At 28.6% G+C, this 25,283-nt stretch carries 22 protein-coding genes and 1 other annotated feature (1 of these 23 running past the window's edge); of the genes, 2 read left to right on the top strand and 20 right to left on the bottom strand.

Annotated features, from left to right (window positions below; translation table 11 throughout):
• Positions 1–168 (bottom strand) — a binding site (T-box leader); it reaches 39 nt to the left of the window's first position.
• Positions 169–340: 172 nt separating this feature from the next.
• Positions 341–1,849 (top strand): Ppx/GppA phosphatase family protein, encoded by a 1,509-nt coding sequence (locus Q1J60_RS10930; protein WP_300262103.1) that lies wholly within the window; start codon positions 341–343, stop codon positions 1,847–1,849.
• Between the two features lie 98 nt (positions 1,850–1,947).
• Here the strand turns inward: Q1J60_RS10930 and Q1J60_RS10925 are convergent, their stop codons facing one another.
• The 3 genes from Q1J60_RS10925 to Q1J60_RS10915 form a co-directional block, all read right to left on the bottom strand.
• Positions 1,948–3,162 carry a CapA family protein gene (locus Q1J60_RS10925; protein WP_300262100.1) on the bottom strand — a complete coding sequence of 405 codons (1,215 nt, stop codon included), beginning with the start codon at positions 3,160–3,162 and terminating at the stop codon, positions 1,948–1,950.
• Positions 3,163–3,326: 164 nt separating this feature from the next.
• Positions 3,327–3,947 carry a site-2 protease family protein gene (locus tag Q1J60_RS10920; protein WP_300262097.1) on the bottom strand — a complete coding sequence of 207 codons (621 nt, stop codon included), beginning with the start codon at positions 3,945–3,947 and terminating at the stop codon, positions 3,327–3,329.
• Positions 3,948–4,129: 182 nt separating this feature from the next.
• Positions 4,130–5,509 carry a PhoH family protein gene (locus Q1J60_RS10915; RefSeq protein ID WP_300262094.1) on the bottom strand — a complete coding sequence of 460 codons (1,380 nt, stop codon included), beginning with the start codon at positions 5,507–5,509 and terminating at the stop codon, positions 4,130–4,132.
• 221 nt (positions 5,510–5,730) lie between these two features.
• On the opposite strand from Q1J60_RS10915, the gene Q1J60_RS10910 reads away from it, so the two are divergent.
• Positions 5,731–6,345, top strand: coding sequence for a 3'-5' exonuclease (locus Q1J60_RS10910; RefSeq protein WP_300262092.1), 615 nt, complete (start codon positions 5,731–5,733; stop codon positions 6,343–6,345).
• A gap of 161 nt (positions 6,346–6,506) precedes the next feature.
• Here Q1J60_RS10910 and Q1J60_RS10905 read toward each other — a convergent pair whose 3' ends face one another.
• The 17 genes from Q1J60_RS10905 to truB form a co-directional block, all read right to left on the bottom strand.
• Entirely contained in the window at positions 6,507–6,836 is a 330-nt protein-coding gene (locus tag Q1J60_RS10905; RefSeq protein ID WP_300262090.1) for a single-stranded DNA-binding protein, read from the bottom strand.
• Between the two features lie 258 nt (positions 6,837–7,094).
• Positions 7,095–8,525, bottom strand: a complete 1,431-nt coding sequence (gene purB, locus Q1J60_RS10900) for an adenylosuccinate lyase (RefSeq protein WP_300262087.1) — start codon at positions 8,523–8,525, stop codon at positions 7,095–7,097.
• A gap of 242 nt (positions 8,526–8,767) precedes the next feature.
• Entirely contained in the window at positions 8,768–9,028 is a 261-nt protein-coding gene (locus tag Q1J60_RS10895; protein WP_300262084.1) for an HPr family phosphocarrier protein, read from the bottom strand.
• 104 nt (positions 9,029–9,132) lie between these two features.
• Entirely contained in the window at positions 9,133–10,320 is a 1,188-nt protein-coding gene (locus tag Q1J60_RS10890) for a pyridoxal phosphate-dependent aminotransferase (RefSeq protein ID WP_300262081.1), read from the bottom strand.
• Between the two features lie 153 nt (positions 10,321–10,473).
• Positions 10,474–10,734 (bottom strand): stage V sporulation protein S, encoded by a 261-nt coding sequence (locus tag Q1J60_RS10885; protein WP_003459803.1) that lies wholly within the window; start codon positions 10,732–10,734, stop codon positions 10,474–10,476.
• 218 nt (positions 10,735–10,952) lie between these two features.
• Positions 10,953–12,488 carry a ribonuclease Y gene (gene rny / locus Q1J60_RS10880; protein WP_300262078.1) on the bottom strand — a complete coding sequence of 512 codons (1,536 nt, stop codon included), beginning with the start codon at positions 12,486–12,488 and terminating at the stop codon, positions 10,953–10,955.
• A 338-nt stretch (positions 12,489–12,826) separates the two neighbouring features.
• Positions 12,827–13,885: a recombinase RecA gene (gene recA, locus Q1J60_RS10875; protein WP_300262075.1), complete on the bottom strand. Its 1,059-nt coding sequence runs from the start codon at positions 13,883–13,885 to the stop codon at positions 12,827–12,829.
• A gap of 135 nt (positions 13,886–14,020) precedes the next feature.
• A complete protein-coding gene (gene pgsA, locus Q1J60_RS10870) occupies positions 14,021–14,611 on the bottom strand; it encodes a CDP-diacylglycerol--glycerol-3-phosphate 3-phosphatidyltransferase (protein WP_300262072.1) in 591 nt (196 codons plus the stop codon).
• Positions 14,595–15,932, bottom strand: a complete 1,338-nt coding sequence (rimO, locus tag Q1J60_RS10865; RefSeq protein ID WP_300262069.1) for a 30S ribosomal protein S12 methylthiotransferase RimO — start codon at positions 15,930–15,932, stop codon at positions 14,595–14,597. Before rimO ends, pgsA begins: the two co-directional genes overlap by 17 nt.
• Positions 15,933–16,000: 68 nt before the next feature.
• A complete protein-coding gene (locus Q1J60_RS10860) occupies positions 16,001–18,391 on the bottom strand; it encodes an FtsK/SpoIIIE family DNA translocase (protein WP_300262067.1) in 2,391 nt (796 codons plus the stop codon).
• A gap of 130 nt (positions 18,392–18,521) precedes the next feature.
• On the bottom strand, positions 18,522–19,211 hold the full coding sequence (locus Q1J60_RS10855; RefSeq protein WP_300262064.1) for a ClpP family protease: 690 nt from the start codon (positions 19,209–19,211) through the stop codon (positions 18,522–18,524).
• A 53-nt stretch (positions 19,212–19,264) separates the two neighbouring features.
• Complete coding sequence (gene dapG, locus Q1J60_RS10850; protein ID WP_300262060.1) at positions 19,265–20,461, bottom strand: aspartate kinase; 1,197 nt, start codon at positions 20,459–20,461, stop codon at positions 19,265–19,267.
• 13 nt (positions 20,462–20,474) lie between these two features.
• Positions 20,475–20,750 (bottom strand): YlmC/YmxH family sporulation protein, encoded by a 276-nt coding sequence (locus Q1J60_RS10845; RefSeq protein WP_003459765.1) that lies wholly within the window; start codon positions 20,748–20,750, stop codon positions 20,475–20,477.
• Positions 20,751–20,883: 133 nt separating this feature from the next.
• Positions 20,884–22,992, bottom strand: coding sequence for a polyribonucleotide nucleotidyltransferase (locus tag Q1J60_RS10840; RefSeq protein WP_300262057.1), 2,109 nt, complete (start codon positions 22,990–22,992; stop codon positions 20,884–20,886).
• Between the two features lie 92 nt (positions 22,993–23,084).
• Positions 23,085–23,348, bottom strand: coding sequence for a 30S ribosomal protein S15 (gene rpsO / locus Q1J60_RS10835; protein ID WP_300262054.1), 264 nt, complete (start codon positions 23,346–23,348; stop codon positions 23,085–23,087).
• Between the two features lie 115 nt (positions 23,349–23,463).
• Complete coding sequence (locus Q1J60_RS10830) at positions 23,464–24,393, bottom strand: bifunctional riboflavin kinase/FAD synthetase (RefSeq protein WP_300262051.1); 930 nt, start codon at positions 24,391–24,393, stop codon at positions 23,464–23,466.
• A gap of 3 nt (positions 24,394–24,396) precedes the next feature.
• A complete protein-coding gene (truB, locus tag Q1J60_RS10825; protein WP_300262048.1) occupies positions 24,397–25,281 on the bottom strand; it encodes a tRNA pseudouridine(55) synthase TruB in 885 nt (294 codons plus the stop codon).
• Positions 25,282–25,283: the final 2 nt, after the last annotated feature.

The following is a 25,283-nucleotide window of genomic DNA, read 5'->3' as shown; positions in this document are numbered from 1 at the left end:
TAAAAACCCACTTTATAATTTAACGCATAAGCGACACTTTAATAAATACTTAATCTATTAAAATGCAATCTCAGAGGCTCTCTTCATCTAAACTATTCTATAAGGCTTACACCATCCCTTACTCGCTTAAGAAATCATAAAGATTACTCTTCTCTTCACAGACTTTTTATATTATATTTTCTTAATTTATTATAGTATTTTATCTTAAACCCTGTCAATATTATCTTTTATTTATTATTAATAATATTTTATTTTAAATATCCATTGAAAACTTCTTTGAAATTCTATAGTATCAGTATTATAATCAAATTATATTTTAAACAATTAGAGGAGAAAAGAAATGGATAGAATAGGAGTAATAGATATCGGTTCTAACTCTGTAAGATTAACACTTGCTGAAGTTGAGAAATATGGATATTTTAAAATAATTGATGAATTAAAAGAGCATATAAGACTTGGCTCTGATTTCTTCGCTTGTTCTGTTTTGGACGAAGATAAAATTAAACTTACAATATCATCTATAAAAGCTTTTAAATCTATGTGCATATCTTGTGGTGCATCAAAAATTATACTAATAGGTTCTGAAAGTATTAAAAGTGTAGATGAAAAAATTAATCTTAAGGAGATAATCAAAAAAGAACTTGGATTAGACCTTAGAATATTATCTAATGAAGAAGAAATTCATTATAATTTTTTAGGAGCTAAAAATTCTCTTTATATGGATAATTCTCTTCTTTTAGATATAAACGGAAATAATACTCACTTATGTTGGTTAAAAAACAACGAAATTTATAAGGAAGTTACTTTTCCTTTTGGTTATGTAACTTTAACATCCTTATTCCAATTAAATGATATGATTGGATATGAAAATAATACAAATTGCGTTAAGTATATAAAAAAACAGCTAGAAGAAATAGATTGGCTTAAGGATAATACATTTAAATCTGTTATAGGTGTTGGAGGTTCTTTCAGAAACTTAGGAAAAATTGATAGACGTAGAAAGAGATATCCTATTGATATAGTTCATAATTATGTTCTTTATGACTATGATATTGATGAGATGTTTCATCTCCTAAAAAGTAAAAATTTTCGTCAAAGAAAAAAAATTGAAGGACTTTCACCCGCTAGAGCTGATGTCATAGTTGCTTCTACAGATTTAATAAAAGAAATTCTAAGTTTTACAAATACTAAAGAAGTAATAATATGTGGTCGTGGTCTTAGAGAAGGACTTATATATGAATATATAACAGATAAATTCCATACTTGTGATGATATTTTAGATACAAGTTTAAAAGGAATTATGGATACTTTAAACATAAATATTCCTCATGCTAAAAATGTGTGTAGACTTGCTTTTTCACTATTTGAAGGTTTAAAACCACTTCATCATTTAGGAGATGAATTTAAAAATATATTAAAAACAGCCTCCTTGCTTCATGATTGTGGTATAAGTATAAGATATTATGATCATCACGTACATTCATTTTATGTCATTTTAAATTCTCATATAAGTGGATTAACTCATAAAGAAATATTATTAAGTGCACTATGTGCTGCTTACCATAGAAATAACTCTTTCCAAGCACCAATTGCCAAATATTCAACTATAATTAATAGATTAGATGTAAGACATGTTGAGTATTTAGGAGTGATTCTTAAGCTTGCTGAAGGCTTAGACAGAGGTTTAACTGGCCATGTAGAAAATGTTGATATAATACTTAAAGAAGATACAGTACATTTAAAACTTTATTCTGAATATGATTTAGAATTAGAGCTTCGTCAAGCTAGAAGAAGTTCTAAAGCCTTTGAAGAAGTGTATAATAAAGAGTTAATTATTGAAAAAGCCTAAATAAAAAAGTTTATGGGAGAATAATTGCCCATAAACTTTTTTTAAATTTACAAACCTAACTTTCTTTAAGTTTAAATGAAAATACTTTTCTCTAAGATTTATTTTTCTACTATAGATTTAGTTGATTCTAAAGATTTATTTAACTCATTTAAAATTTGCTTATCTAACTTTTTACCTTCTTCACTCTTTAAAGTTTCTTCAACTGGTAATATATAATAATCTGATTTTTTATTTTCTCTTTGAATCTTATATACCCAAGTTGGAGTATAACTCCATTCCTCTACTTTTACCCCTTTTCTACTCTTATTCAAAGTTAAATTAAGTATAATACCATCAGCTGTTCTTCTATCTCCCATAGTTTCCAACCTTTGATTAGATATAAAATTACCTAAAGAATAAGCTACTAAAGTTTTATGTCCATATTCTCCTTGAATTTCTTTTATAGGTTGTATAACATGAGGATTGCTTCCTAATATTAAGTCAACTCCATATTCATTTAAGGCTTCTGCTATTTTCATCTGATATTTACTAGGCTCAGTATTATATTCTACACCCCAATGCATCCCAAAAACTATAAACTCAGCTCCATCATTCTTCATCTCTTCTACTAAGGTTTTCATTTCCTCTAATCCATTATCTAATTTATTATATGAAAATGTATTTAAATTCATATCTTCAGGAATTTTATTACCATTTAACTCTCCTTCCCTACTCTCATAAGTATAAGAAGTAAATCCTATTTCTACTCCCTTTACTTTCTTAATAATATACTTTTTATTTCCAATAGAAGTCATCTCTTTATCTATTTTTTCTCCTGTTTTACTTACTCCTTCTAGACCTTTATCTAAAGAATGATCTGTTGCTACATTTATAATATCAAAACCAGTATCTTTTAATGCATCTATCATGGAATCTGGCCCATTATAATTAGGATACCCAGAATACCCCTCTTCTTCTCCAGAATAAGTTCCCTCAATTGTTCCATAAGCTATATGGCTTTTTTCTATAAATGGCTTTATATACTTAAAATTATTCATAAAATCATAAGTCTTATTTTCTTTATTATATGCAGACCATATTTGCTCATCATGTAACATTATGTCTCCTACAGCACTTATATTAATCTTTTTTCCTAAGCTAAACATATCAAAAAATCCCTTTTTATCATTCTCCTTAATTACTTCTTTTTCCTCAATGCTAGCCCCCTTTGTTGTTACAATATTATTTGCTGTAATACTATTTATTACCAAAACAGAAAAAACAATTAGTAGAGAAGCTAAAATTATTTTTATTTTTTTAGACATTTTTATCATATTCTCACCCCTCTATATATTACCATATTTTTACATTTTATTTCAATTATCTTTGCATAAAAAAATTAGATTAGATACTAAATTAAAAAATAACTTATAAATCAAAATTTATTTTCTAATTATGAACCTAATCTAATTAAAGTATTGTAAATTTCAAATTATCATTAAATAAATAAACCTATAGAATATACAAAAGTCATAACCAATTGAGATGGTATAGCTAATACATATCTTCCAAGAAGTATTATACCTATAAGTATAAAATAATAATATTGATATACTATTTCAGATAACTTATAGAATAATTGAGGTTTAAGGTCCTCTAAAATTCTAAAACAATCAAGTCCTGGAAGTGGTAATATATTAAATACAAAGAAATTTACATTTAAAATTATTATATATTGTAATATTAAAAATATAATTTGAGAAAAATCTCCTCTTAAACCAAAAAACCTCAAATATAAACTTGTAAGTATTACCCCAATTATAGCAACAACTAAGTTTGAAAGCCATGCAGCTATGTTAACTTTAAGGGCATCCTTCTTTGGATTTTTAAATGCATATTTATTTATCTCTACAGATTTACTCCAACCAAATCCAAAAAAAGCCATCATTATTGCACCACCTATATCAACATGCTTTAATGGATCTAAGGTTAATTCTCCTTTAAACCTTGGTGATTTATCACCTAATTTATCTGCCATTTTGGCACGAGTGTATTCTTTAACTGAAAAAGCTATTAATATTGCTGGAATACTAAGAAACGCTTTTAATAAAAATTGCATAATTAAGACCTCCTTATTTTGTATTTTAAATTATATCATAAATTTCTTGAATTTATTATGTAGTAAACTTAATAATTTATTAATTTTAACATTTTACTTAACCTATTTTTATAAACATATAAAAATAGAGGTTTTTTCCTCCCTATTTAGGAGTAATAAACCTCTTAAAACTTTAATAAATATCATAATCTTTTTGCAGCTTCATAAGCCAATTCACTTCTTTCACATTCGTCATATTTTAATGTAACTTGATAACAAAGAGGACTTCCTTTCATCTTTTCTGAAGCATAACAAAGTCCATTGCTTCTTGAGTCTAAGAAAGCTTGATCTATTTGCTCTGGATCTCCAACTAATATTATTTTTGATCCTTCTCCAGCCCTTGTTATAATAGCTTTAACCTGCTTAGGTGTTAGATTTTGAGCTTCATCTATTATAATCCAATTCTTTATTATACTTCTTCCTCTTAAATATGCCACAGCCTCTGTTGTTATTATCTTTCTTTCAAAAAGTTCCTCTATTTTATCATTTAACTCTCTCTCATTTGAATATCTTTCATTCTCATCTGAATCTATTAAAATTTCTAGATTATCATATATAGGTCTCATAAACGGAGCTATTTTTTCTTGCTCACTTCCTGGTAAATAACCTATTTCTTCATCCATTGTTACATTTGGTCTACAAACTAGAATTCTTCTATATTGGCCACTTTCCTCTTCTAATATTTTTTGTAATCCCACAGCTAATGAAAATAAAGTTTTTGCTGTCCCTGCTGGTCCTTTTATAATTACTAAAGGTGCCTTTTTGGCATCAATACTCAAGCATTCTAGCATAAATTTTTGTCCAACATTTCTAGGGCTTATTCCCATAATATTATTGCTATCTTTATAAAGTAAAGGCCTTATAACTTTTCCATTAAATCTTCCCAATGCAGTTTGTTTATCATTATCATTACAGTGTATTATTAAAAATTGATTAATCTCTAATTTCGGTTCCACATAGCATTTATTTTCTTCATCATAGAATGTTAAATCTTTTTTCTCCATAAATTTATTTTTAAAGAATTTGCTTAAGCATTCAGAACTTGTGTAAACTTCCATTCTTCCACTATATTGTTCTTCAAATTCTGGAACTACAACCTCATAAAAATCCTCTGATTTTATTCCAACAGTATCAGCCTTTATTCTTTCAAATATATCCTTAGTTATTAAACAAACATCTTCACCCTTTTCCTTTAATGCTTTGCAAATTTGTATTATTCTATTATCAGGCTTGCTTATATTCCATGATTCTGGTATTTCAGTATTATAAAAGTTAGTAACAACCTTAAGCTTTCCGCCTTTAGGTAAATCAACTCCTTCACTTAATGAGCCACTCAATCTAAGCTTATCTAATTCTCTTGCGACATTTCTAGCATTTGCTCCTAAATCATTATTCATTTTTTTAATATTGTCTAATTCCTCTAGAACCACCTCTGGAATAATAATATTATTATTTGAAAATGAATATATAGCTCCTGGTGAATATAGCAATACATTGGTATCTAATATATAGGTTTTCTTCAAAATAATCACTCCTTTAGAATAATACAGCTATAATAATCAAACTTGATTTTCATTTGTTTATATATTAATATTTAAGAATACTAAATATAATTCTTAAATATTAATATTTTATAATCAAAATTTCTATAATCTATAATGTATAAATTTTAAATTAGATTTTATTAATAAAAATTTTAGTTTATACTATTATATGGACATTAGAATATGGGAGGCTTTAAATAATGAAATTACTTTTTTTTGATACAGAAACTACAGGAGTCAAACCCGGAAGTATATGTCAACTTAGTTATATCCTTGTAGATACTTCAACTAAACCTCAAAAAACAATAGGAAAAAATGTATTCTTTACAGTCGATGAAATGGAACCAGAAGCTGAAAGAATCCATGGCTTTTCTTTAGAAAAATTATATGAATTAAGTGAAGGAATGTATTTTGAAGATCTTTATGCTGATTTCATAAATGACTTCTTAGAAGCAGATTTTATAATAGGTCATAACGTTCAGTTTGATATTAAATTCTTAAAACATGAATTACTAGGTCTTGGAGAATTCTTTGAACCTAATAATGTATTTTGTACTATGAAATATTATAAAGATATTTGTAAAATATTAAGACCTACTGGAGATTATAAAAATCCTAAACTTGAAGAAGTAATTAAATACTTAAATATAACTGATTCTGAAATAAGCGAAACTGCTAATAAGTATTTTCAAGGTAGTGGTAACTATCATGATGCTAGATTTGATACGGCAGCAACATACCTTACTGTTATAAATGGTATAAAAAAAGGAATAATTCCAAGAAATTATTTTACAAAACTTTTAGAAGAAAAATAAAAGAACTGTATAAAAACCATAATTTTATAAAATTATTAAAAAAACTCTTAACAAAAAATAACCAGTAGAACTTTAATTTTTCTACTGGTTTAATAATTATTCAAATTGCACAAGTTATATTTTTAAGAACTGACTATTTTGACATACTCACTTTTTCTTTACTATGAAATATCTTTTTCTTTTGCTTTATTAAGAAGATTTATATTAGAAGTACTTATATTTGTATAATATCTAACTTCTCCACTTTCACTTTCGTATCTACTTTCCACTATCTCTCCACTTACAGATACTAAATCTCCTATTTTTACAAATTTATCTAAGAAATCTACTGTAGATTTACTCCAAGTAATTACACTTAAAAAGGTAGTTGTTTCTTCTTTACCATTAAAGCTACTAACAGCTATTCTGAATCTAACATATTTTTTATGTTTCTTAGATTCCTTAACTTCAATTTTAGTAGCAACTCTTCCAACAAGATCAACTTTATTCATAATTTCCATCTCCTTAATTATAATTTATCTAAAGTATTGACCACCTTTAAGCATCTAAAACAAGTGTTTTTTAATTTTTTAACAAATTAATTTAATATAACATAAAAGTTTATTCCTAATTATAAAATATTAATTTTTATTTTATATAAATTTTCTACAATAAAAGATTACCTAAAAACTTCAAATAAAAATTTTTCATGAATTATTTTCATTAAAAAAGAGCTATTAAAGATTTCTCTTTAATAGCTCTACATTATATTAAACTGTTATATCACTACTTAAGCTAGCCGCATCCTTATTAGCTTCTATTATAGGGTTTACATATTCATCAATAAACTCTACAACTTGGCTTGGAGCTCTACCAACAAACTTAACTGGATCTATTATTGCTATAATTTCTTCTTTAGACAGATTAAATGAATTATCATTTATTATTCTTTCTATTAAGTCATTATTAAGCCCTTCTCCTTTAACTCTTTGAGCAGCATCCATAGAATGAACTCTTATTCTTTCATGAAGTTCTTGTCTATCTCCACCTTTTTTAACTGATTCCATCATTATATTTTCAGTTGCCATGAAAGGTAACTCTTGATTTACATGCGCTTCAATAACTTTATCATAAACTACCATATTCTCAGCAATATTTATATAAAGATTTAAAACTCCATCTAAAGCTAAGAAAGCTTCTGCTACTGCAATTCTCTTATTTGCTGAATCATCTAATGTTCTTTCAAACCATTGAGTTGAAGCTGTAATAGCTGGATTTAATGCATCTACAATAACATATCTAGCTAATGCTCCCATTCTTTCACTTCTCATAGGATTTCTCTTATATGCCATAGCTGATGATCCTATTTGATTCTTTTCAAATGGTTCTTCTATTTCTTTCATACTTTGAAGTAATCTTAAGTCATTAGAGAATTTATATGCACTTTGTGCAACCTCTGATAATGTATTTAAAATTATAGAATCTAATTTTCTTGGATAAGTTTGACCTGTAACTCCAAAACTCTTTTTAAATCCCATTTTTTCTGCAACGATTTTATCTAAAGCCTTAACCTTTTCTTCATCACCTTCAAAAAGATTCATAAAGCTTGCTTGAGTACCAGTAGTTCCTTTTACTCCTCTTAATTTTAAAGTTGATAATAAGAAATCTATGTTCTCAATATCCATTACTAAATCTTGCATCCATAATGTAGCTCTCTTACCTACAGTAGTAAGCTGTGCTGGTTGAAAATGAGTAAATCCTAAAGTAGGCATATCCTTATATTCTAAAGCAAATCTTTTTAAATTATTTAAAACCGCAACAATTTTTTTCTTTATTAATAATAATGCATCTCTCATTATTATTACGTCTGTGTTATCTCCAACATAGCAGCTTGTTGCTCCTAAATGTATTATACCTTTTGCTGAAGGACATTGAAGTCCGTATGCATAAACATGACTCATAACATCGTGTCTAACTTCTTTTTCTTTTTTTATTGCTTCTTCATAATTTATATCTGAAATATGACTTTTAAGCTCTTCTATTTGCTGGTCAGTTATATTTAATCCTAATTCTTTTTCACCCTCTGCAAGAGCAACCCATAATTTTCTCCACGTTGAAAATTTCATATCATCTGAGAAAATATATGACATTTCTTTTGATGCATATCTTGAATTCAATGGTGTGCTATATAAATTTTTCACTTTGTACCCTCCTAAAGTAGAAATGCTAATTTAATTTTATTATATCATAAGATAAGTGTATTATAAATAAATTTATCATTCTTTTATCTATTATTCGTGTTTTCATGGTTATTATTTATAAATTTCATGTAATTTAGACTTTAACGTACGTATCTTATTTGTAATTTTTGAAAAATCATAAAAAATTATAAAAATAAAATTATAAAAATAAAAGGATCCCATTAGGAATCCTTTTACGAAGATTACTCTTCTAAATTTTCAATTAAATTAGCTATTTCTTCAGCTGCTAAAGCTTCATCATCACCACTAGCGATAACTTTAACATTAGCATCTTTAGAAACTCCTAATGATAAAACTCCAATTAAGCTTTTAACATTAGCTTTTTTTCCATTGTACTCTAAGCTTATGTCTGATTTGAAAGCTGAAGCTTTTTTTACTAGTAAAGTTGCTGGTCTAGCATGTAATCCTGTTGAATTTTTAACTATAACTTCTTTAGTTACCATTATAAACACCTCTTTACTTTTATTTGTTATTTAACAATACTAACTTCTTAATTATACTCATTTTTCAAAAGAATTTCAACAACTTAAGAAAAGATTAACCTCTATTAATAAAGAAATTTATTAACAAATTTCTTTATTCTTTTTAATCCTTTAATTATTTCTTCTTTAGATGTAGCATAAGATAGTCGTATGAAGTTATCTTCTCCAAAAGCTACACCTGGTATTACAACAACATTTTCCTCTTTTAGTAATAAATTTGCAAATTCCATTGAGCCTTTTATATTAGCTTTTCTTAGAACTTTAGACACATCAACCATTACATAAAATGCACCTTTAGGCTCTATAAAAGTAACATCTTCAATATCACTTATAAGTTCTATCATAAGTTCTCTTCTTAAACTAAATTCTTTAACCATAGTCTTTAAAGTTTCTTGTTCTCCATTTAAAGCTTCTAAGGCCGCAAATTGAGCTATACTATTTGTATTTGATGTCATATGACTTTGAACATTATTCATTACTTTAATTAGCTCTTCATTATAACAAGCTGCATATCCAATTCTCCATCCAGTCATTGCATAAGCCTTTGAAAATCCATTTATAACTACTGTTCTCTTAAAAGCATCTTCACTTAATGAAGCAATACTTATATGTTCTTCTTTTCCATATATAAGTTTTTCATATATTTCATCAGAAATTATTATAATATCATTTTCTTTAGCAAACTTAGCGATAACTTCTAAATCTTTTTTTGAATATACAGTTCCTGTTGGATTATTTGGTGAATTTATTACTATTGCCTTTGTATTTTCACTTAAAGCTGATTTTAATTCATCATAAGTGACTTTAAAATCATTTTCTTTTTTTGTTTCTATAAAAACAGGAACTCCATCACTTAATTTAACTAATTCAGGATAACTTACCCAATATGGTACTGGTATTATAACCTCATCTCCTGGATTTAAAATTGCCATAAATACATTAGCTAAAGATTGTTTAGCTCCTGTTGATATAATTATATTTTTAATTCCATAGTTAAGTCCATTATCATAACGTAATTTTTTTGCTATAGCTTCTTTTAATTCTACTATTCCAGATGTAGCTGTGTACTTTGTCTTTCCTTCTTCCATAGCTCTAGTAGCAGCTTCTATTATATTCTTAGGTGTATTAAAATCTGGCTCACCTACTCCAAAGCTTACTACATCTATTCCTTCTTTTTTTAATTCACCTGCTTTAGCTGTTAATGCTAAAGTTAGTGATGCCCCTATGTTTTGTGCTTTTCTAGATAATATCATCTAATCCCCTCTTTACTGCTTTAAATTTATTTTATTACGCTTACAATATATCATTTTTATTATTTAAAGTAAACCAATAAAAAAATACTGCTATAAGTTAGAATACTAATAGCAGTATCTATTTATTTACCAAATTTAGTTCCTCTATAAACTTTATCTTGGTTGTATTATAAGCTTTATAGCTGTTCTTTCTTCACCATCAATTTCGATGTCTGTGAATGCAGGAATACAAACTATATCTTTTCCACTTGGAGCTACAAATCCTCTTGCTATAGCTATAGCCTTCACAGCCTGATTTATAGCTCCAGCTCCTACTGCTTGTATCTCCACAGTATTTCTTTCTTTTATTATAGCTGCTAGTGCGCCTGCTACTGAATTAGGATTTGATTTAGTTGATACCTTTAATACTTCCATTATATAAACCTCCTAGACCTTTTTAGGATACGTTTACATTTAATAGTTAACGTTTCCTTTACCATATAATATTTCTATACAAACTCTCTAATTCCTTCTTAAATAGATAAAATATTTTTAATTTTTATTTAAAATAATAAGAAAACTCTACTGAAATTATTCAGTAGAGTTAATTAAAACAATACATTTTATATCCAAAATATATTTTACATATTCATTTATTTAGCATAGTCAACTGCACGAGTTTCTCTTATTACATTTATCTTGATTTGACCTGGATACTCTAATTGTTCTTCTATCTTCTTAACAATATTTCTCGCCATCTCAATTGCCCCTGCATCGTCAACTTGATCTGGTTTAACCATAATTCTAATTTCTCTTCCAGCTTGAATGGCATATGACTTTTCTACACCTTCATATGAAGTAGCTATTTCTTCTAATTTTTCTAATCTCTTAATATAAGCTTCTAAAGTTTCTCTTCTTGCACCAGGTCTAGCTGCTGATATAGCATCTGCTGCTTGAACAAGTACTGCTTCAAGAGTTTGCATCTCTGTATCACCATGATGGGCTGCTATAGCATTTACCACAGCTGGTGACTCATGATATTTCTTTGCAAGTTCTCCACCTATAACAGCATGAGGTCCCTCATATTCTTGGTCAACACCTTTACCTATATCATGTAAAAGTCCTGCTCTTCTAGCTAGATTTACATCTAAACCTAATTCAGATGCCATTAATCCCGCTAAATATGAAACCTCTATTGAATGTTTTAAAACATTTTGACCATAACTTGTTCTGTACTTTAGTCTTCCTAGAAGCTTAATTATTTCTGGATGTAATCCATGAACACCAGTTTCGAAAGTTGCTTGTTCTCCCTCTTCCTTAATGTCATTTTCTACATCTTTAATAGCTCTTTCTACCATTTCTTCAATTCTAGCTGGATGAATTCTTCCATCTACAATTAATTTTTCTAAAGCTATTCTAGCAACTTCTCTTCTTATTGGATCGAAGCTTGAAAGAATAACAGCTTCTGGAGTATCATCTATTATTAAATCAACTCCTGTTAATGTTTCTAAAGTTCTTATATTTCTACCTTCTCTACCAATGATTCTTCCTTTCATTTCGTCATTAGGTAGAGCAACAACATGTACTGTAGTTTCAGAAACATGATCTGCTGCACATCTTTGAATAGCAGTAGTAATTATTTCTCTTGATTTTTTATCAGCTTCTTCTTTGGCCTTAGTCTCAAGTTCTTTGATCAGCATAGCTGATTCATGTTTTATTTCTCTTCTTATTTCATCTAATAACAATGTTCTTGCGTCTTCACTTGAAAGATTTGAAATTCTCTCAAGTTCAGTTCTTTGTTCACCGTATAAATTTTGTACACGTTCTTCAAGCTCTTGAATCTCTATAGATTTTTTATTCATGCCATCTTCTCTTTTTTCAAGCATTTCACCTTTTTTATCTAATGACTCCTCCCTTTGGATAAGTCTTCTTTCAAACCTTTGAATCTCATTTCTTCTGTCACGAGTTTCTTTATCAAGATCTTCTCTTAGTTTGTGCACCTCTTCTTTAGCTTCTAATATGGCTTCTTTCTTTATTGATTCAGCTTCTCTTTTAGCCTCCTCAAGTGTTAAATTAGCTTCTTTTTCTAAGCTTTCCACCCTATTTTTTGAAGCTTTTTGTATAAGAGTGTATTGAATAAAACCTACTACTCCTAATATTATTATTCCTATAAGTATTCCTACTACCATATAAACACCTCCTCGCTATTCTCTCTATAAAAACACTTCGCGTAGAAAGGTGTCATACTATTCTCACTGTAATTTTTTTGAATATGATAAACCAGTATTTGTTATTATTGTATAGTAATTTTAAACTTATGTCAAGATTACCCCTTGCGTATATTCTATGCTAAAAAACAAAAATTATTCTCTCATAATACAAGATATATTGCGCTTTCATAGTTTTTTTGTATTTAAAAAAACTATAAAATTTTATTAATGTTAAAATATTTATAAAATTTTAAATTCACACATTAAAATTAATCAATATTAGTAAAATAAAAAAAGATAAGGAAATCCTTATCTTTTTAACTTTCAACAGATTCTTCTGTATTTTTTTCCATATCTACTCCTTCAACATTCTTAGCTAAAGGAAGTGAATATTTTTCTCTTATTTGATTTTCTATATCTAAAGCAACTGCTGGATTCTCTTTTAAATACTGTTTAGCATTTTCTCTACCTTGGCCTAATCTTATATCTCCATATGAGAACCAAGCACCACTCTTTTGCACTATATTCTCTTTTACTCCAACATCTACTATATTACCTTCTTTTGATATACCTTCATTGTACATAATATCAAACTCAGCTTGCTTAAATGGAGGAGCAACTTTATTTTTAACTATTTTAACTCTTGTTCTATTACCAGTTATTCCGTCTCCTTGTTTTATTGAATCAATTCTTCTTATATCCATTCTAACTGAAGCATAGAATTTTAATGCTCTACCACCTGGTGTTGTTTCTGGATTTCCAAACATTATACCAACTTTTTCTCTTAATTGGTTTATGAATATTACTACACAGTTTGATTTATTAATTGTTCCTGTTAATTTTCTTAAAGCTTGTGACATTAATCTAGCTTGAAGACCAACGTGAGAATCTCCCATTTCTCCTTCAATTTCTGCTCTTGGAACTAAAGCTGCAACCGAATCCACAACTAAAACATCTATAGCTCCTGATCTAACTAATGCTTCTGTTATCTCTAAAGCTTGTTCTCCTGTATCTGGTTGTGAAACCACTAAATCATCTATATTAACCCCTAATCTTTTTGCATAAACTGGATCTAAAGCATGTTCTGCATCTATATACGCTGCTGCTCCACCTAATTTTTGTGCCTCTGCTACTACATGTAAAGCAACCGTTGTCTTACCAGAACTCTCTGGTCCATATATCTCAATAATTCTTCCTCTTGGTACTCCACCTATTCCTAAAGCTATATCAAGATCTAAGCATCCAGTAGAAACAGCATCCATTTGAGGAGCTCCTTGCTCTCCAAGTTTCATTACTGATCCTTTTCCAAATTGCTTCTCTATTTGCCCCATAGCCATCTCAATAGCTTTTAATTTATCTTTATCTATATTTGCCATACTTAACCTCCTTAAATAACCGAACATAAGTTCTACTACCATTATAATATATACAAAAAAAAAGTCAACATCAACATGAAGTTCTTAATAGAACTCCATGTCTTAATAATTGACTGTTTTTTAACTTTTAAAACATTATTTATAAGTATTTATAACATTTTTATTTTTTCTAAAGTAATCCACTCCAGAAATTATTGTTATTGCAACAGCTAAATATAAGAATATATCAGGAACATATATAAAGAAATTTCTTAAAAAACTGCTTCCTGCAACTAACTCATTAATTCCTGGTGAATTAATTATATTTACTTGTAACAACAAAAGAATTATGGCAATTATTTGTATTACAGTCTTAATTTTCCCCCACCAGCTAGCAGCTATAACCAATCCCTCTGATGCAGCTATGGTTCTTAAACCCGAAACAGCAAACTCTCTAGCTATTATTACAATAGCTGCCCATGCAGGAACTAATTGTAATTCAACTAAAGATATAAGAGCAGCCGTAACTAACAACTTATCTGCCAGAGGATCCATAAACTTACCAAAATTAGTAACTTGATTCCTTGATCTTGCAATATATCCATCTAGTTGATCTGTAATAGATGCTATTATGAATATAAGCGTTGCTATTAAACTACCATAAGGTAAGTCCTGATAAGCTATAAATACTAAGAATATTGGCACTAAAATTATTCTAATTAAAGTTAATTTATTTGCAAGATTCATTGCATACAACTCCTACCAAATCATATTCTAAGGCCTTTTCAATTTTAACTTTACAGAACTGGTCCTTTTTAGCTCCATTTCCTTTCACATAAATATATCCATCTATATCTGGAGCCATCTCATAGCTTCTTCCTATATAGTATTCTCCATTAAACTTTTCTATAAGAACATCATATTCTCTATCTACTTTGTTTTTATTAATTTCTTCTGATACTGCCTTTTGAAGTAACATTATTTCTTCTTCTCTAGCTTTTTTAACCTCTTCATCTATTTGATCTTCCATTATGGCAGCAGGTGTTCCTTCTTCTCTTGAATAAGTAAAGACTCCAACTTTATCTAATTTTACTGTCTTTATAAAATCTTTTAATTCATTGAAATCTTCCTCAGATTCTCCTGGGAATCCAACTATTAAAGAAGTTCTTAAAACTATATTAGGAACATTTTTTCTTAGTTCATTAATTTTTCCTATTATTTCTTCTTTTGTTGTCTTTCTACCCATTCTTTTTAAAACATTATTGCTAATATGTTGTATAGGCAAATCAAGATAATTACATACCTTATCATTTGCTGAAATCTCTTTTATAAGTTCATCATATATAGCTTCTGGATAACAATAAAGAACTCTTATCCACTCTATTCCTTCAATCTTAGCTAATTCTCTTAAAACTAAGTGAAGTTTCTTTTCGCCATATATATCTATACCATAATTAGTTGTGTCTTGAGCTATTAATATTAACTCTTTAACTCCATTTTCAGCTAATTTCTTCGCTTCTTCTACAATACTTTCTAAAGTTCTACTTCTAAACTTACCTCTGATTTTAGGAATAATACAATAAGTGCAGAAATTATCGCATCCTTCTGCAATTCTTAAGTATGCAGTAGCTTTATCAGTTGTTATCAACCTTAATCCTTCATTAATTGATATATCACTGTAATTTGTAGCTTTTACTTTTTCATTATTTCCATTTATAAAGTTCATTATAGCTTCATTTATTTTAGCATAATCATTAACACCTAACATTATATCTATTTCAGGCATTAATTCTAATAATTCATCACCATATCTTTGAGTTAAGCAGCCTGTAGCTATAAGTAACTTACAGTTGTGACTTGTTTTATATTTTGCCATATCTAATATTGTGTTTATGGATTCTTGTTTAGCCTTTTCTATAAATCCGCAAGTATTTACTATTATTATGTCAGCTTCCTTTGGATTATTAGTAAGTTCGTACTCATTCTGAACCATACCAAGCATGATTTCTGAATCAACTCTATTTTTATCACAACCTAAACTCACCATTCCTACCTTATATTTCGCCAAATCTACTTCCTCCTACGTTTAAATATATATTTCTTATTTTAAAACTCTTTTTTAAATTAAACAAGTTTTTATTTCATATTTTCTAATTGCTCTTTACTAACAAGCACTTGTCTTGGTTTGCTTCCATCTCTTCTAGAAATAACCCCACATTCTTCTAGTTCTTCTATTATTCTTGCCGCTCTATTAAATCCTATTCTTAATCTTCTTTGTAAATATGATGCTGAAGCTTGACCACTTTCAACTACGATTTCTATAGCTTCATCTAAAAGTTCATCTCTATCACTATCACCATTTCCATCTGAAGCAAGAGTTGCTGAATTTATATGCTCTAATATATCCTCTTCATATTGAGCATCCTTTTGTGACTCTTTTATAAATGATACAACATGTTCAACTTCTTCCTCTGAAATAAAAGCCCCTTGAACTCTCTGAGGCTTAGACTCTCCAACTGGGTAGAATAACATATCCCCTCTACCTAAAAGTTTTTCAGCTCCTGCTGAGTCTAATATTGTTCTAGAGTCAACTTGACTTGAAACTGCAAAAGATATTCTAGAAGGTATATTAGCCTTAATTACCCCTGTAATTACATCTACAGATGGTCTTTGGGTAGCTATTACTAAGTGCATCCCTGCTGCTCTAGCCATTTGAGCAAGTCTACAAATATAATCCTCTACATCATGAGGACAAGCCATCATAAGGTCTGCAAGCTCGTCCACTATAATAACTATATAAGGAAGTTTCTCTGGAACTTCTCCTTTATTATATAAAGCATTATATGATTCTATATTTCTTACTCCATTGTCTGCAAAAAGTTTATATCTTCTAGTCATTTCATTTACAGCCCAGTTTAATGCCGCAGCAGCCTTCTTAGGATCTGTAACTACTGGAATTAGTAAGTGAGGAATTCCATTATAAACATTTAATTCAACAACTTTTGGGTCTACCATTAAAAGCTTAACCTCATCTGGAGAATACTTATATAGTATACTTACTATTAATGTATTTATACATACACTCTTACCAGAACCAGTTGCTCCTGCAATAAGCACATGAGGCATCTTACTTAAATCTGTAACAACAGCCTTACCTGTTATGTCTTTTCCTAAAGCGCAAGCTACCTTAAATTTATTATCTAAAAATTCTTTAGATTCTACAATTTCTCTAAAGAAAACTGGTGTTTGTTCTTTATTTGGAACCTCTATTCCTATCGCAGACTTTCCTGGAATAGGTGCCTCTATTCTAACCCCTTTAGCTGCTAATCCTAAAGCTATATCATCAGCTAAATTAACTATTTTACTAACCTTTATACCAGCCTTAGGTTGAAGTTCAAATCTAGTAACAGATGGTCCTTTTGTTACTTGAAGTATTTTTGCCTCTACTCCAAAACTCATAAGAGTTTCTTCAAGTTTAGCTGCATTAGCTAATAATGCCTTCTTATCATCTTTATCTAATTCATTATTATTATTTAAATTTAATAACTCTGCATTTGGTGCAATATAACTAGCCCCTACACTTGAATTTTTACTAGCCATATTATTTGATATTTCTTTATTTATAGATTCTTCATTTTTAGCATTTTCTGAATTGAATCCTCTTTGTTCTATTATGGTATTATCTAAACTTAAGTCCCTAGGCATTTTAGACTCTGGTTTAAATTGGTTTATTTTAATATTATCCTTTAATTGATTGTCCTTTTCTTTTTTATTATCCTCTATATCATTCAAAGAGGAATTTTTCATAAAGTCTAATATTTTTATCTTACTGTTATCATGTGAAGTCTCATCTTTTTTATAATCTTTATTTCTTTCATAACTATTATCTTTTTTCTTCAAATTAATATAATCATCTTTTTCATACTTTTTATCAACAAATTTAACTTTAAAAGCTTTTTCCTTAAAACCTCCAAAGAAATTTCTTATTGAAACTAGATTATAATCGAATATAAGCATTGAAGCTATAAGATATAATGTTATAAAAATGACAAAAAGTCCTATTTTACCTACTAATTTATATAGAGGTAATACAATTAAAAATCCTATTATACCTCCATGCCATTCACTTTGAGAATTCCATATAGTTTTTATAGATCTCCATATACTTCCTTGTACATAATAATCGTTTATATTCACAGTCTGAATAAGTAGCACACTAGTTATAAGTGCTATTGTTATCCCCAATCCTATTCTTGAAAATAACACCTCTCTTTTAAATAAGAAAAGCTTTGTACATAAATATATTATGTAAATCGGAATAAAAAAAGCTCCAATTCCAAAAAATCCTATCAAGAGAGTTCTTGATATAACACTTAAATATCCTGCTTTATCAGTATATAAACTAAACATAACAATTAAAGAAACACATATTGCTATTAAAGCATATATTTCTTCTGTAACTTTAATTTTGCTTTGATTTTTCTTTTTTTGAGTCTTAGTTGCGGTTTTCTTCTTTGCCCCAGCCATACTAAAATAAATCACCTCACCTATTTTAATTTAAAAATGGTAAAATACTTGTACCAAAAAATATTATATACATAAATGACTATAAATTGTCAAAATATTTTTATATTACATAAATAGAACCATAGATATCCTATGGTTCTAAATTATAAGCTTCTATTAAGCTATTTAACTTATCTAAGGCTTCTTTAACACCGCCAACTTCGTTTATTAATCCGCATTTAACTGCTTCTTCTCCAACTAATATTGTTCCCATATCGTTTAAAAGTTCATCTGTTTGCATCATCATTTTTTTTAGTACATCTAATTTAATTCCTGATGTCCTTGTTATAAAATCATTTATTCTCTCTTGCATTTTATTAAAATATTTAAATGTTTGAGGAACTCCTATTACAAGTCCATTCATTCTTATTGGATGTATTATCATAGTAGCTGATGGAGAAATAAAAGAATATTGAGATGCTGTTGCTAGAGGAACTCCTATAGAATGACCTCCTCCAATAACTAATGATACTGTTGGTTTTTTTAGGCTTCTTATCATCTCAGCAATTGCTAATCCTGCTTCAACATCCCCTCCAACAGTATTTAAAACAAATAATATACCTTTTATTCTATCATTTTGTTCTATATCAATTAATTGAGGAATCATATGCTCATACTTAGTTGTTTTAGTTTGTGGCGGTTGAACACTATGTCCTTCAATTTGCCCTATTATGGTTAAAACCTGTATATTAGAATCTTCTTTCTTATGTTCAGGTAAAACTGCTCCTATTTCTTTTATTTCGTCTATACTTTTATTTTGATTTTCTTTATTATGTTCCATATATCTCCCTCCTGTACTAACTTTATTTTGCACAGAAAGAAAATTTATATACATTATTTCATAAAAGCTTTATGAAGTGCTTTTATCGCTTCTTTTACATTTTTACTTTCAACAAGACACCAAATTGTCATATGTGAATCTGCTGTTTGTAAAACTTCTATGTTTTCACTATCTAAAGCACCTACTATTTTAGCCATAACTCCTGGAAGTCCTCTCATTCTTGAACCAACTATAGCTATAGTGCTTAAGTCTTCTACTAAACTATATTTTAAATCATTTTTCCTCATAATATCTTCAAATAATTCTTTAACACTTGAATCTATTGTAAATACTTTTTCTTTAGGGAAAATATTTATTAAGTCTAAACTTATCTTATTATTTGCAAGACTTTCTAAAATGGTCTTATAATTTATATTATTCTTATTTTCATCAGATTTTATAGAAACTTGAATTCTATTTCCTTGATGAGTTATTCCAGTTATAAACTTATTATTATCTACATCTCCTAAATTATCTATAATTGTACCAGTACAAGTACTCATAGTATTTTTTATTACTAAGGCAACATTACCTTTCATTGCTATTTCTACAGCTCTTGGATGAATTACCTTAGCCCCTTGGTCTGCTAATTGAAATACTTCATTGTAACTTATTTTATTAATAAGTTCAGCATCTCCAACTATTCTTGGGTCAGCAGTCATTATTCCATCAACATCTGTATATATTTCAATTTCTTCAGCCTTTAATGCTACTCCTAAAACTGCCGCTGTAGTATCACTTCCGCCTCTTCCTAAAGTAGTTAAGAATCCATTTCTATCAATCCCTTGGAATCCAGCAACAACAGGCACTTTTCCATCTTTGAGAACTTCTAATATTAATTTAGGATTTATATCTATAAAATCAGCACTTGAATAATTATCATCTGTAAGTATCCCTGCATTTCCTCCTGTTAACGGAATTGCTTCTATTTTTTCCCCTCTTAATTCATCACTCAAAACAACAGTGCTTATAATTTCTCCACATCCCATAAGTAAATCAGTAGCTAATTTATTTTCTTTTTTAAACTCTTCTGACACTAATCCTAAAAGTGTATCAGTTGCATAAGGTTCTCCGTTTCTTCCCATAGCAGATACAACAACCACTGGTAAGTATCCTTTATTGATTGCCCCTTTTACCTTTTCTACAACCATAGTTCTTCTTTCTTTTGTTGATACAGAAGTACCACCAAATTTTTGCACTACTATTTTCAAAATCCCCACACTCCTATAGTTTAGTTTTTTTTATCATGTCACTGTCTACATCTAGTATTATGGTTTTAGCTCCTATTCTTTTTACATTTTCCCACTCAATTTCTAAATATTCATCTGAGTTAAAAAGATTAAACTTGCCTCCACCTAAATTTACTATTAAATATTTTAGTTTTCCTTCTTCATCTATAATAACATCATTATTTATAAGTCCACTATACTTTTCACCATCATTTATATTTATAATTTCATATCTTTCTATTTCGCTTAAATACCTAACATTATTACTCATAAAACATACCTCCACTTATTTATTAAAACAATAAATAATATGTTGCTTATAAATAATATATGTCAATTCTCATTAAAAGATGTAGACTTTATGAATAAGAAAAAAATAAAAAGGCAATAATAATTGCCTTTTACTATTGCTGTTTATTTTCTTCTTCAGCCTCTTTTATTGCATCTTTTCTTGAAAGATTTATTCTACCTTGAGAATCAATTTCTGTTACTTTAACTAATATCTCATCTCCAACAGATACTATATCCTCAACTTTTTCTACTCTTTTATTATCTAACTTAGAAATATGAACTAATCCTTCTTTATTAGGTAACACCTCAACAAAAGCACCAAATTGAGCAATTTTTGTAACTTTACCTAAATAAATTTCTCCAGCTTTAACTTCTTTAGTTAAGCCTTCTATTATTTTAACAGCTTCTTTAACACCTTCTAATTCAGCTGATGAAACATAAACTAATCCATCTTCTTTTATATCTATTTTAACACCAGTATCAGCTATAATCTTATTTATAACTTTTCCACCAGCACCAATTACATCTCTGATTTTCTCAGGATCTATTTGTAAAGTTGATGTCTTAGGTGCATATTTTGAAACTTCTTTTCTTGGAGCTGGTATGCATTCTTTAATCTTATCTAAAATCATTAATCTTGCTTTCCTTGCTCCATGTATAGCATCATGTATAACTTTTTCTGATAAACCTTTTATTTTAGTATCTACTTGAATTGAAGTTATTCCTTTTTCTGTTCCGGCTACTTTAAAATCCATATCTCCAAAGAAATCTTCTAAACCTTGGATATCAGTTAAAACTTCTTCCTCAGTTAAATCTTTTGAAGTTATTAATCCCATAGCTATACCTGCTACCGGTCTCTTTATTGGAACACCAGCATCTAAAAGTGCTAATGTACTACCACAAACTGAAGCCTGTGAAGTAGATCCATTTGAACTTAATACTTCTGATACCAATCTTATTGTGTATGGGAACTCAGCTTCTGAAGGTATAAGTGGTTCTAAAGCTCTTTCAGCTAAAGCTCCATGACCAATTTCTCTTCTACCGGGTCCTCTTAATGGTCTAACTTCTCCAACACTATATGATGGGAAGTTATAGTGATGCATATATCTCTTAGATTCTTCTTCACCAATACCATCTAATATTTGAATTTCACTTATTGATCCTAAAGTTGCAACAGTCATTACTTGAGTAAGTCCTCTTGTAAATAGTCCTGTTCCATGAGTTCTTGGAAGTAATCCAACTTCACAACCAATGTTTCTTACTTCATCAAAAGCTCTTCCATCTGGTCTTTTTCCTTCTTTTAAAAGCATATGTCTTACCACTTCTTTTTGTGTATCGTGAACAACTTCTCCAATATCAGACATATTATCTGGATATTTTTCTTCAAATTCTTCATTGATTTTAGCTTTAACTTCATCCATTGCAGCATTTCTTTCATCTCTATCAGTAATGTGCATTGACTCACTAATCATATCAAAGGCAAATTCTCTTACAGCATCCTCTATTTCTTCTGATACTTTATGTAGTTCTGGTACTTTTTTCTCTTTACCAAACATACTTACGGCTTCTTCTTGGAATTTTATTATATCTTGACACTTATCAAACCCAAATTTGATAGCATTAATCATTGTGTCTTCTGGAATTTCATCTCCACCAGCTTCAATCATCATAACTCTTTCATTAGTTGCACAAACAGTTAATTGAAGTGAACTTTCTTCTCTTTCCTTTGAATTAGGATTTAGTATAAATTCTTCTCCTATTAATCCAACTTGAACTGCAGCTACTGGAGTAGTAAAAGGTATGCTTGATAAACATAATGCCATTGAGGCAGCATTTATAGCTAATATTTCAGGAAGGTTATCATTTTCTACTGAAACAACTGTACAGACTACTTGAACATCATTTCTATATCCTTTTGGAAATAAAGGTCTTAAAGGTCTGTCTATAGCTCTACCATTTAGTATAGCTTTCTCTGAAGGCTTTCCTTCTCTTTTTATAAATCCACCTGGTATTTTACCAACTGAATATAATCTCTCTTCGTATTCAACACTTAATGGAAAAAAATCTATTCCTTCTCTTGGTTTTTCTGATGCATTTACATTTGTTAATATTACTGTATCACCATAACTCATTAATATAGCAGCATCTGAAAGCATTCCTAATTTTCCGAACTCAACTTTCATTGGTCTTCCTGCTATGATAGTTTCATGGATATGATTCATATAAATACCTCCTTTCGGTATATAAAGGCTAAATTTTTAAAAATATTAATATTTTTAAAATAATAGAGCGGTAAAAAACCCGCTCTACTAAATTATCTTCTTAATCCTAATTCTTTGATTATAGCTCTGTATCTTTCAATATCTTGATCATATAAGTAGTTTAATAAACCTCTTCTTTGTCCAACCATCATTAAAAGCCCTCTTCTTGAATGGTGGTCTTTTTTATGTGTTCTTAAGTGATCAGTTAAAGAGTTTATTCTTTCTGTTAATAACGCAATTTGAACTTCTGGTGAACCAGTATCTCCTTCATGTCTTGCATGTTTAGCTATTATTTCTTGTTTTCTTATTTTATCCATTGTTATACCTCCGAAAATTTATCCCCTAGTTCCAAGAAAAAAGACGGTTACCCTTAAATCTTAGAGTTAGGTTCTATATAATTATATCAAAATTCGCTTTTCTTGTAAATCTTTATTACAAAGAAATTTTTATGTTACTTTCTTCAGCAAATTTTTTATCTTTAATTAATTGTTCTCTTAATTCTTCTAAAGAATTAAATTTTTTTTCATTTCTTATCTTACTTATAAAATAAAGTTTTATATACTTTCCATATATATCTTCATCAAAATCTAGTATGTGAGTCTCTACTGTAATATTCTTACCATTTACAGTAGGATTATTCCCAATTGAAGTTATACCTTTATAAATTTCTCCGTTAACTTCCAGATTAGTATAATAAACTCCTATCTTAGGAAGTATTATTTCATCATTGATCTTTAAATTAGCTGTTGGAAAATTAATTGTTCTCCCTATTTTCCTTCCACTTACCACTTCACCAATTAATGAAAAATATCTACCTAACATACTATTAGCATCCTCTAAATCTCCTTCTGATAAAGCTTTTCTTATTCTTGTTGAACTAACTACTTCTGATTTATATGTAAATGGATCTATAACATAAAGCTCTAATCCTTTTAAATCACATAATTCCTTAAGTAACTTAACATCACCCATGTTTTTATGCCCAAATCTATAGTTAAATCCAACAACAATTCCTTGTAAATTATAGTTTTTTATAAGATTTTCTATAAACTCTTCTGGCTCCAACTCCATAAACTTTTTATCAAACTCAACAAAACTACTCAAATCAACTTTTAAATCTTCAAGAATTTTTACCTTTTCATGTAAAGTTACTAAAAGTTTTGGAGCTCCTTCCTTGTTTATAAATGTTCTTGGATGATTTTTAAATGTATATACCATACTTAATGAATCATTCTTTTTAGATAATTCATTAATTTTATTTATTAAAGCTAAATGACCTTTATGAATTCCATCAAAACTCCCTAAAGCTACATAGGTGCCTTTTTGAACCACTCTCTTAAAATCATTATTTATTAAAATCATTGACTACTCCTCTATCAGTAATTTCTCCAATTTAAATCCTTTTTCATCTCTCTTCCCTAATCCTAAAAAAGCTCCATTTTCTTCATATACTCTGTATAGTTTATTAAATTCAACTTCATCACTATACATTCTAGTATCAAATACTTTAACTCCATTTATTAAAAGCTTACTAAACTTCTCATTTACTGTGATTTTTTCAAAAGCATCTAAAGCCTTTTCAATAGAAATAATATGATTTTCTAAAAGCTCTTCTGTTAAATCCTCTATATTTATTGATTCTTCTTTAGTAAATGGACCATTTTGTATTCTCTCTAAGGCAGTCATTGTTGCTCCAACATTTAATTTTTCACCAATATCATAACAAAGACTTCTTATATATGTCCCCTTAGAACAACAAACATCCATTTGTATATTATCATTTGATTCTATTATTATATTTTCAATAGAATAAATAGTAATTTTTCTAGCTTCTCTGTGAACTTCTATTCCTTGACGCGCTAATTCATATAATCTTACTCCATTTTGTTTTAAAGCAGAATACATTGGTGGAACTTGATCTATTGTTCCTAAAAAGGAGTTTATACAATTTAATATTTCATCCTTTGTTATATGTGATGCATTCTTCTTTCTTAAAATATCTCCTTCTAAGTCATATGTATCAGTAACCATACCAAGTTTTAAATTCACTCTATAAACTTTTTTATTTTCCATTATATAATCTATAATTTTTGTAGCTTTTCCAAGACATACAGGTAAAACTCCAGAAGCTGATGGATCTAAAGTTCCTGTATGTCCAACCTTTTTCATATTTGAAATCCTTCTTACTATGGCTACAACATCAAATGAAGTCATTCCTGTATTTTTATATATATTAATTACCCCATTCATAT

Origin of the sequence: Clostridium sp. (assembly GCF_029258205.1) — a bacterium.
In the GTDB taxonomy this organism is placed as follows: Bacteria; Bacillota; Clostridia; order Clostridiales; family Clostridiaceae; genus Sarcina.
Note: the sequence above shows the minus strand (reverse complement) of the source record. Positions and strands in the feature narration are given on the sequence as shown.

What these genes read in the sequence shown, in the direction of transcription:
- Q1J60_RS10930 (WP_300262103.1), top strand. Translation starts at nt 341, where the DNA reads ATGGATAGAATAGGAGTAATAGATATCGGTTCTAACTCTGTAAGATTA.
- Q1J60_RS10925 (WP_300262100.1), bottom strand. Translation starts at nt 3,162, where the DNA reads ATGATAAAAATGTCTAAAAAAATAAAAATAATTTTAGCTTCTCTACTA.
- Q1J60_RS10920 (WP_300262097.1), bottom strand. Translation starts at nt 3,947, where the DNA reads ATGCAATTTTTATTAAAAGCGTTTCTTAGTATTCCAGCAATATTAATA.
- Q1J60_RS10910 (WP_300262092.1), top strand. Translation starts at nt 5,731, where the DNA reads ATGAAATTACTTTTTTTTGATACAGAAACTACAGGAGTCAAACCCGGA.
- Q1J60_RS10905 (WP_300262090.1), bottom strand. Translation starts at nt 6,836, where the DNA reads ATGAATAAAGTTGATCTTGTTGGAAGAGTTGCTACTAAAATTGAAGTT.
- Q1J60_RS10895 (WP_300262084.1), bottom strand. Translation starts at nt 9,028, where the DNA reads ATGGTAACTAAAGAAGTTATAGTTAAAAATTCAACAGGATTACATGCT.
- Q1J60_RS10890 (WP_300262081.1), bottom strand. Translation starts at nt 10,320, where the DNA reads ATGATATTATCTAGAAAAGCACAAAACATAGGGGCATCACTAACTTTA.
- Q1J60_RS10885 (WP_003459803.1), bottom strand. Translation starts at nt 10,734, where the DNA reads ATGGAAGTATTAAAGGTATCAACTAAATCAAATCCTAATTCAGTAGCA.
- rny (WP_300262078.1), bottom strand. Translation starts at nt 12,488, where the DNA reads ATGGTAGTAGGAATACTTATAGGAATAATAATATTAGGAGTAGTAGGT.
- recA (WP_300262075.1), bottom strand. Translation starts at nt 13,885, where the DNA reads ATGGCAAATATAGATAAAGATAAATTAAAAGCTATTGAGATGGCTATG.
- pgsA (WP_300262072.1), bottom strand. Translation starts at nt 14,611, where the DNA reads ATGAATCTTGCAAATAAATTAACTTTAATTAGAATAATTTTAGTGCCA.
- Q1J60_RS10860 (WP_300262067.1), bottom strand. Translation starts at nt 18,391, where the DNA reads ATGGCTGGGGCAAAGAAGAAAACCGCAACTAAGACTCAAAAAAAGAAA.
- Q1J60_RS10855 (WP_300262064.1), bottom strand. Translation starts at nt 19,211, where the DNA reads ATGGAACATAATAAAGAAAATCAAAATAAAAGTATAGACGAAATAAAA.
- Q1J60_RS10845 (WP_003459765.1), bottom strand. Translation starts at nt 20,750, where the DNA reads ATGAGTAATAATGTTAGGTATTTAAGCGAAATAGAAAGATATGAAATT.
- Q1J60_RS10840 (WP_300262057.1), bottom strand. Translation starts at nt 22,992, where the DNA reads ATGAATCATATCCATGAAACTATCATAGCAGGAAGACCAATGAAAGTT.
- rpsO (WP_300262054.1), bottom strand. Translation starts at nt 23,348, where the DNA reads ATGGATAAAATAAGAAAACAAGAAATAATAGCTAAACATGCAAGACAT.
- Q1J60_RS10830 (WP_300262051.1), bottom strand. Translation starts at nt 24,393, where the DNA reads ATGATTTTAATAAATAATGATTTTAAGAGAGTGGTTCAAAAAGGCACC.
- truB (WP_300262048.1), bottom strand. Translation starts at nt 25,281, where the DNA reads ATGAATGGGGTAATTAATATATATAAAAATACAGGAATGACTTCATTT.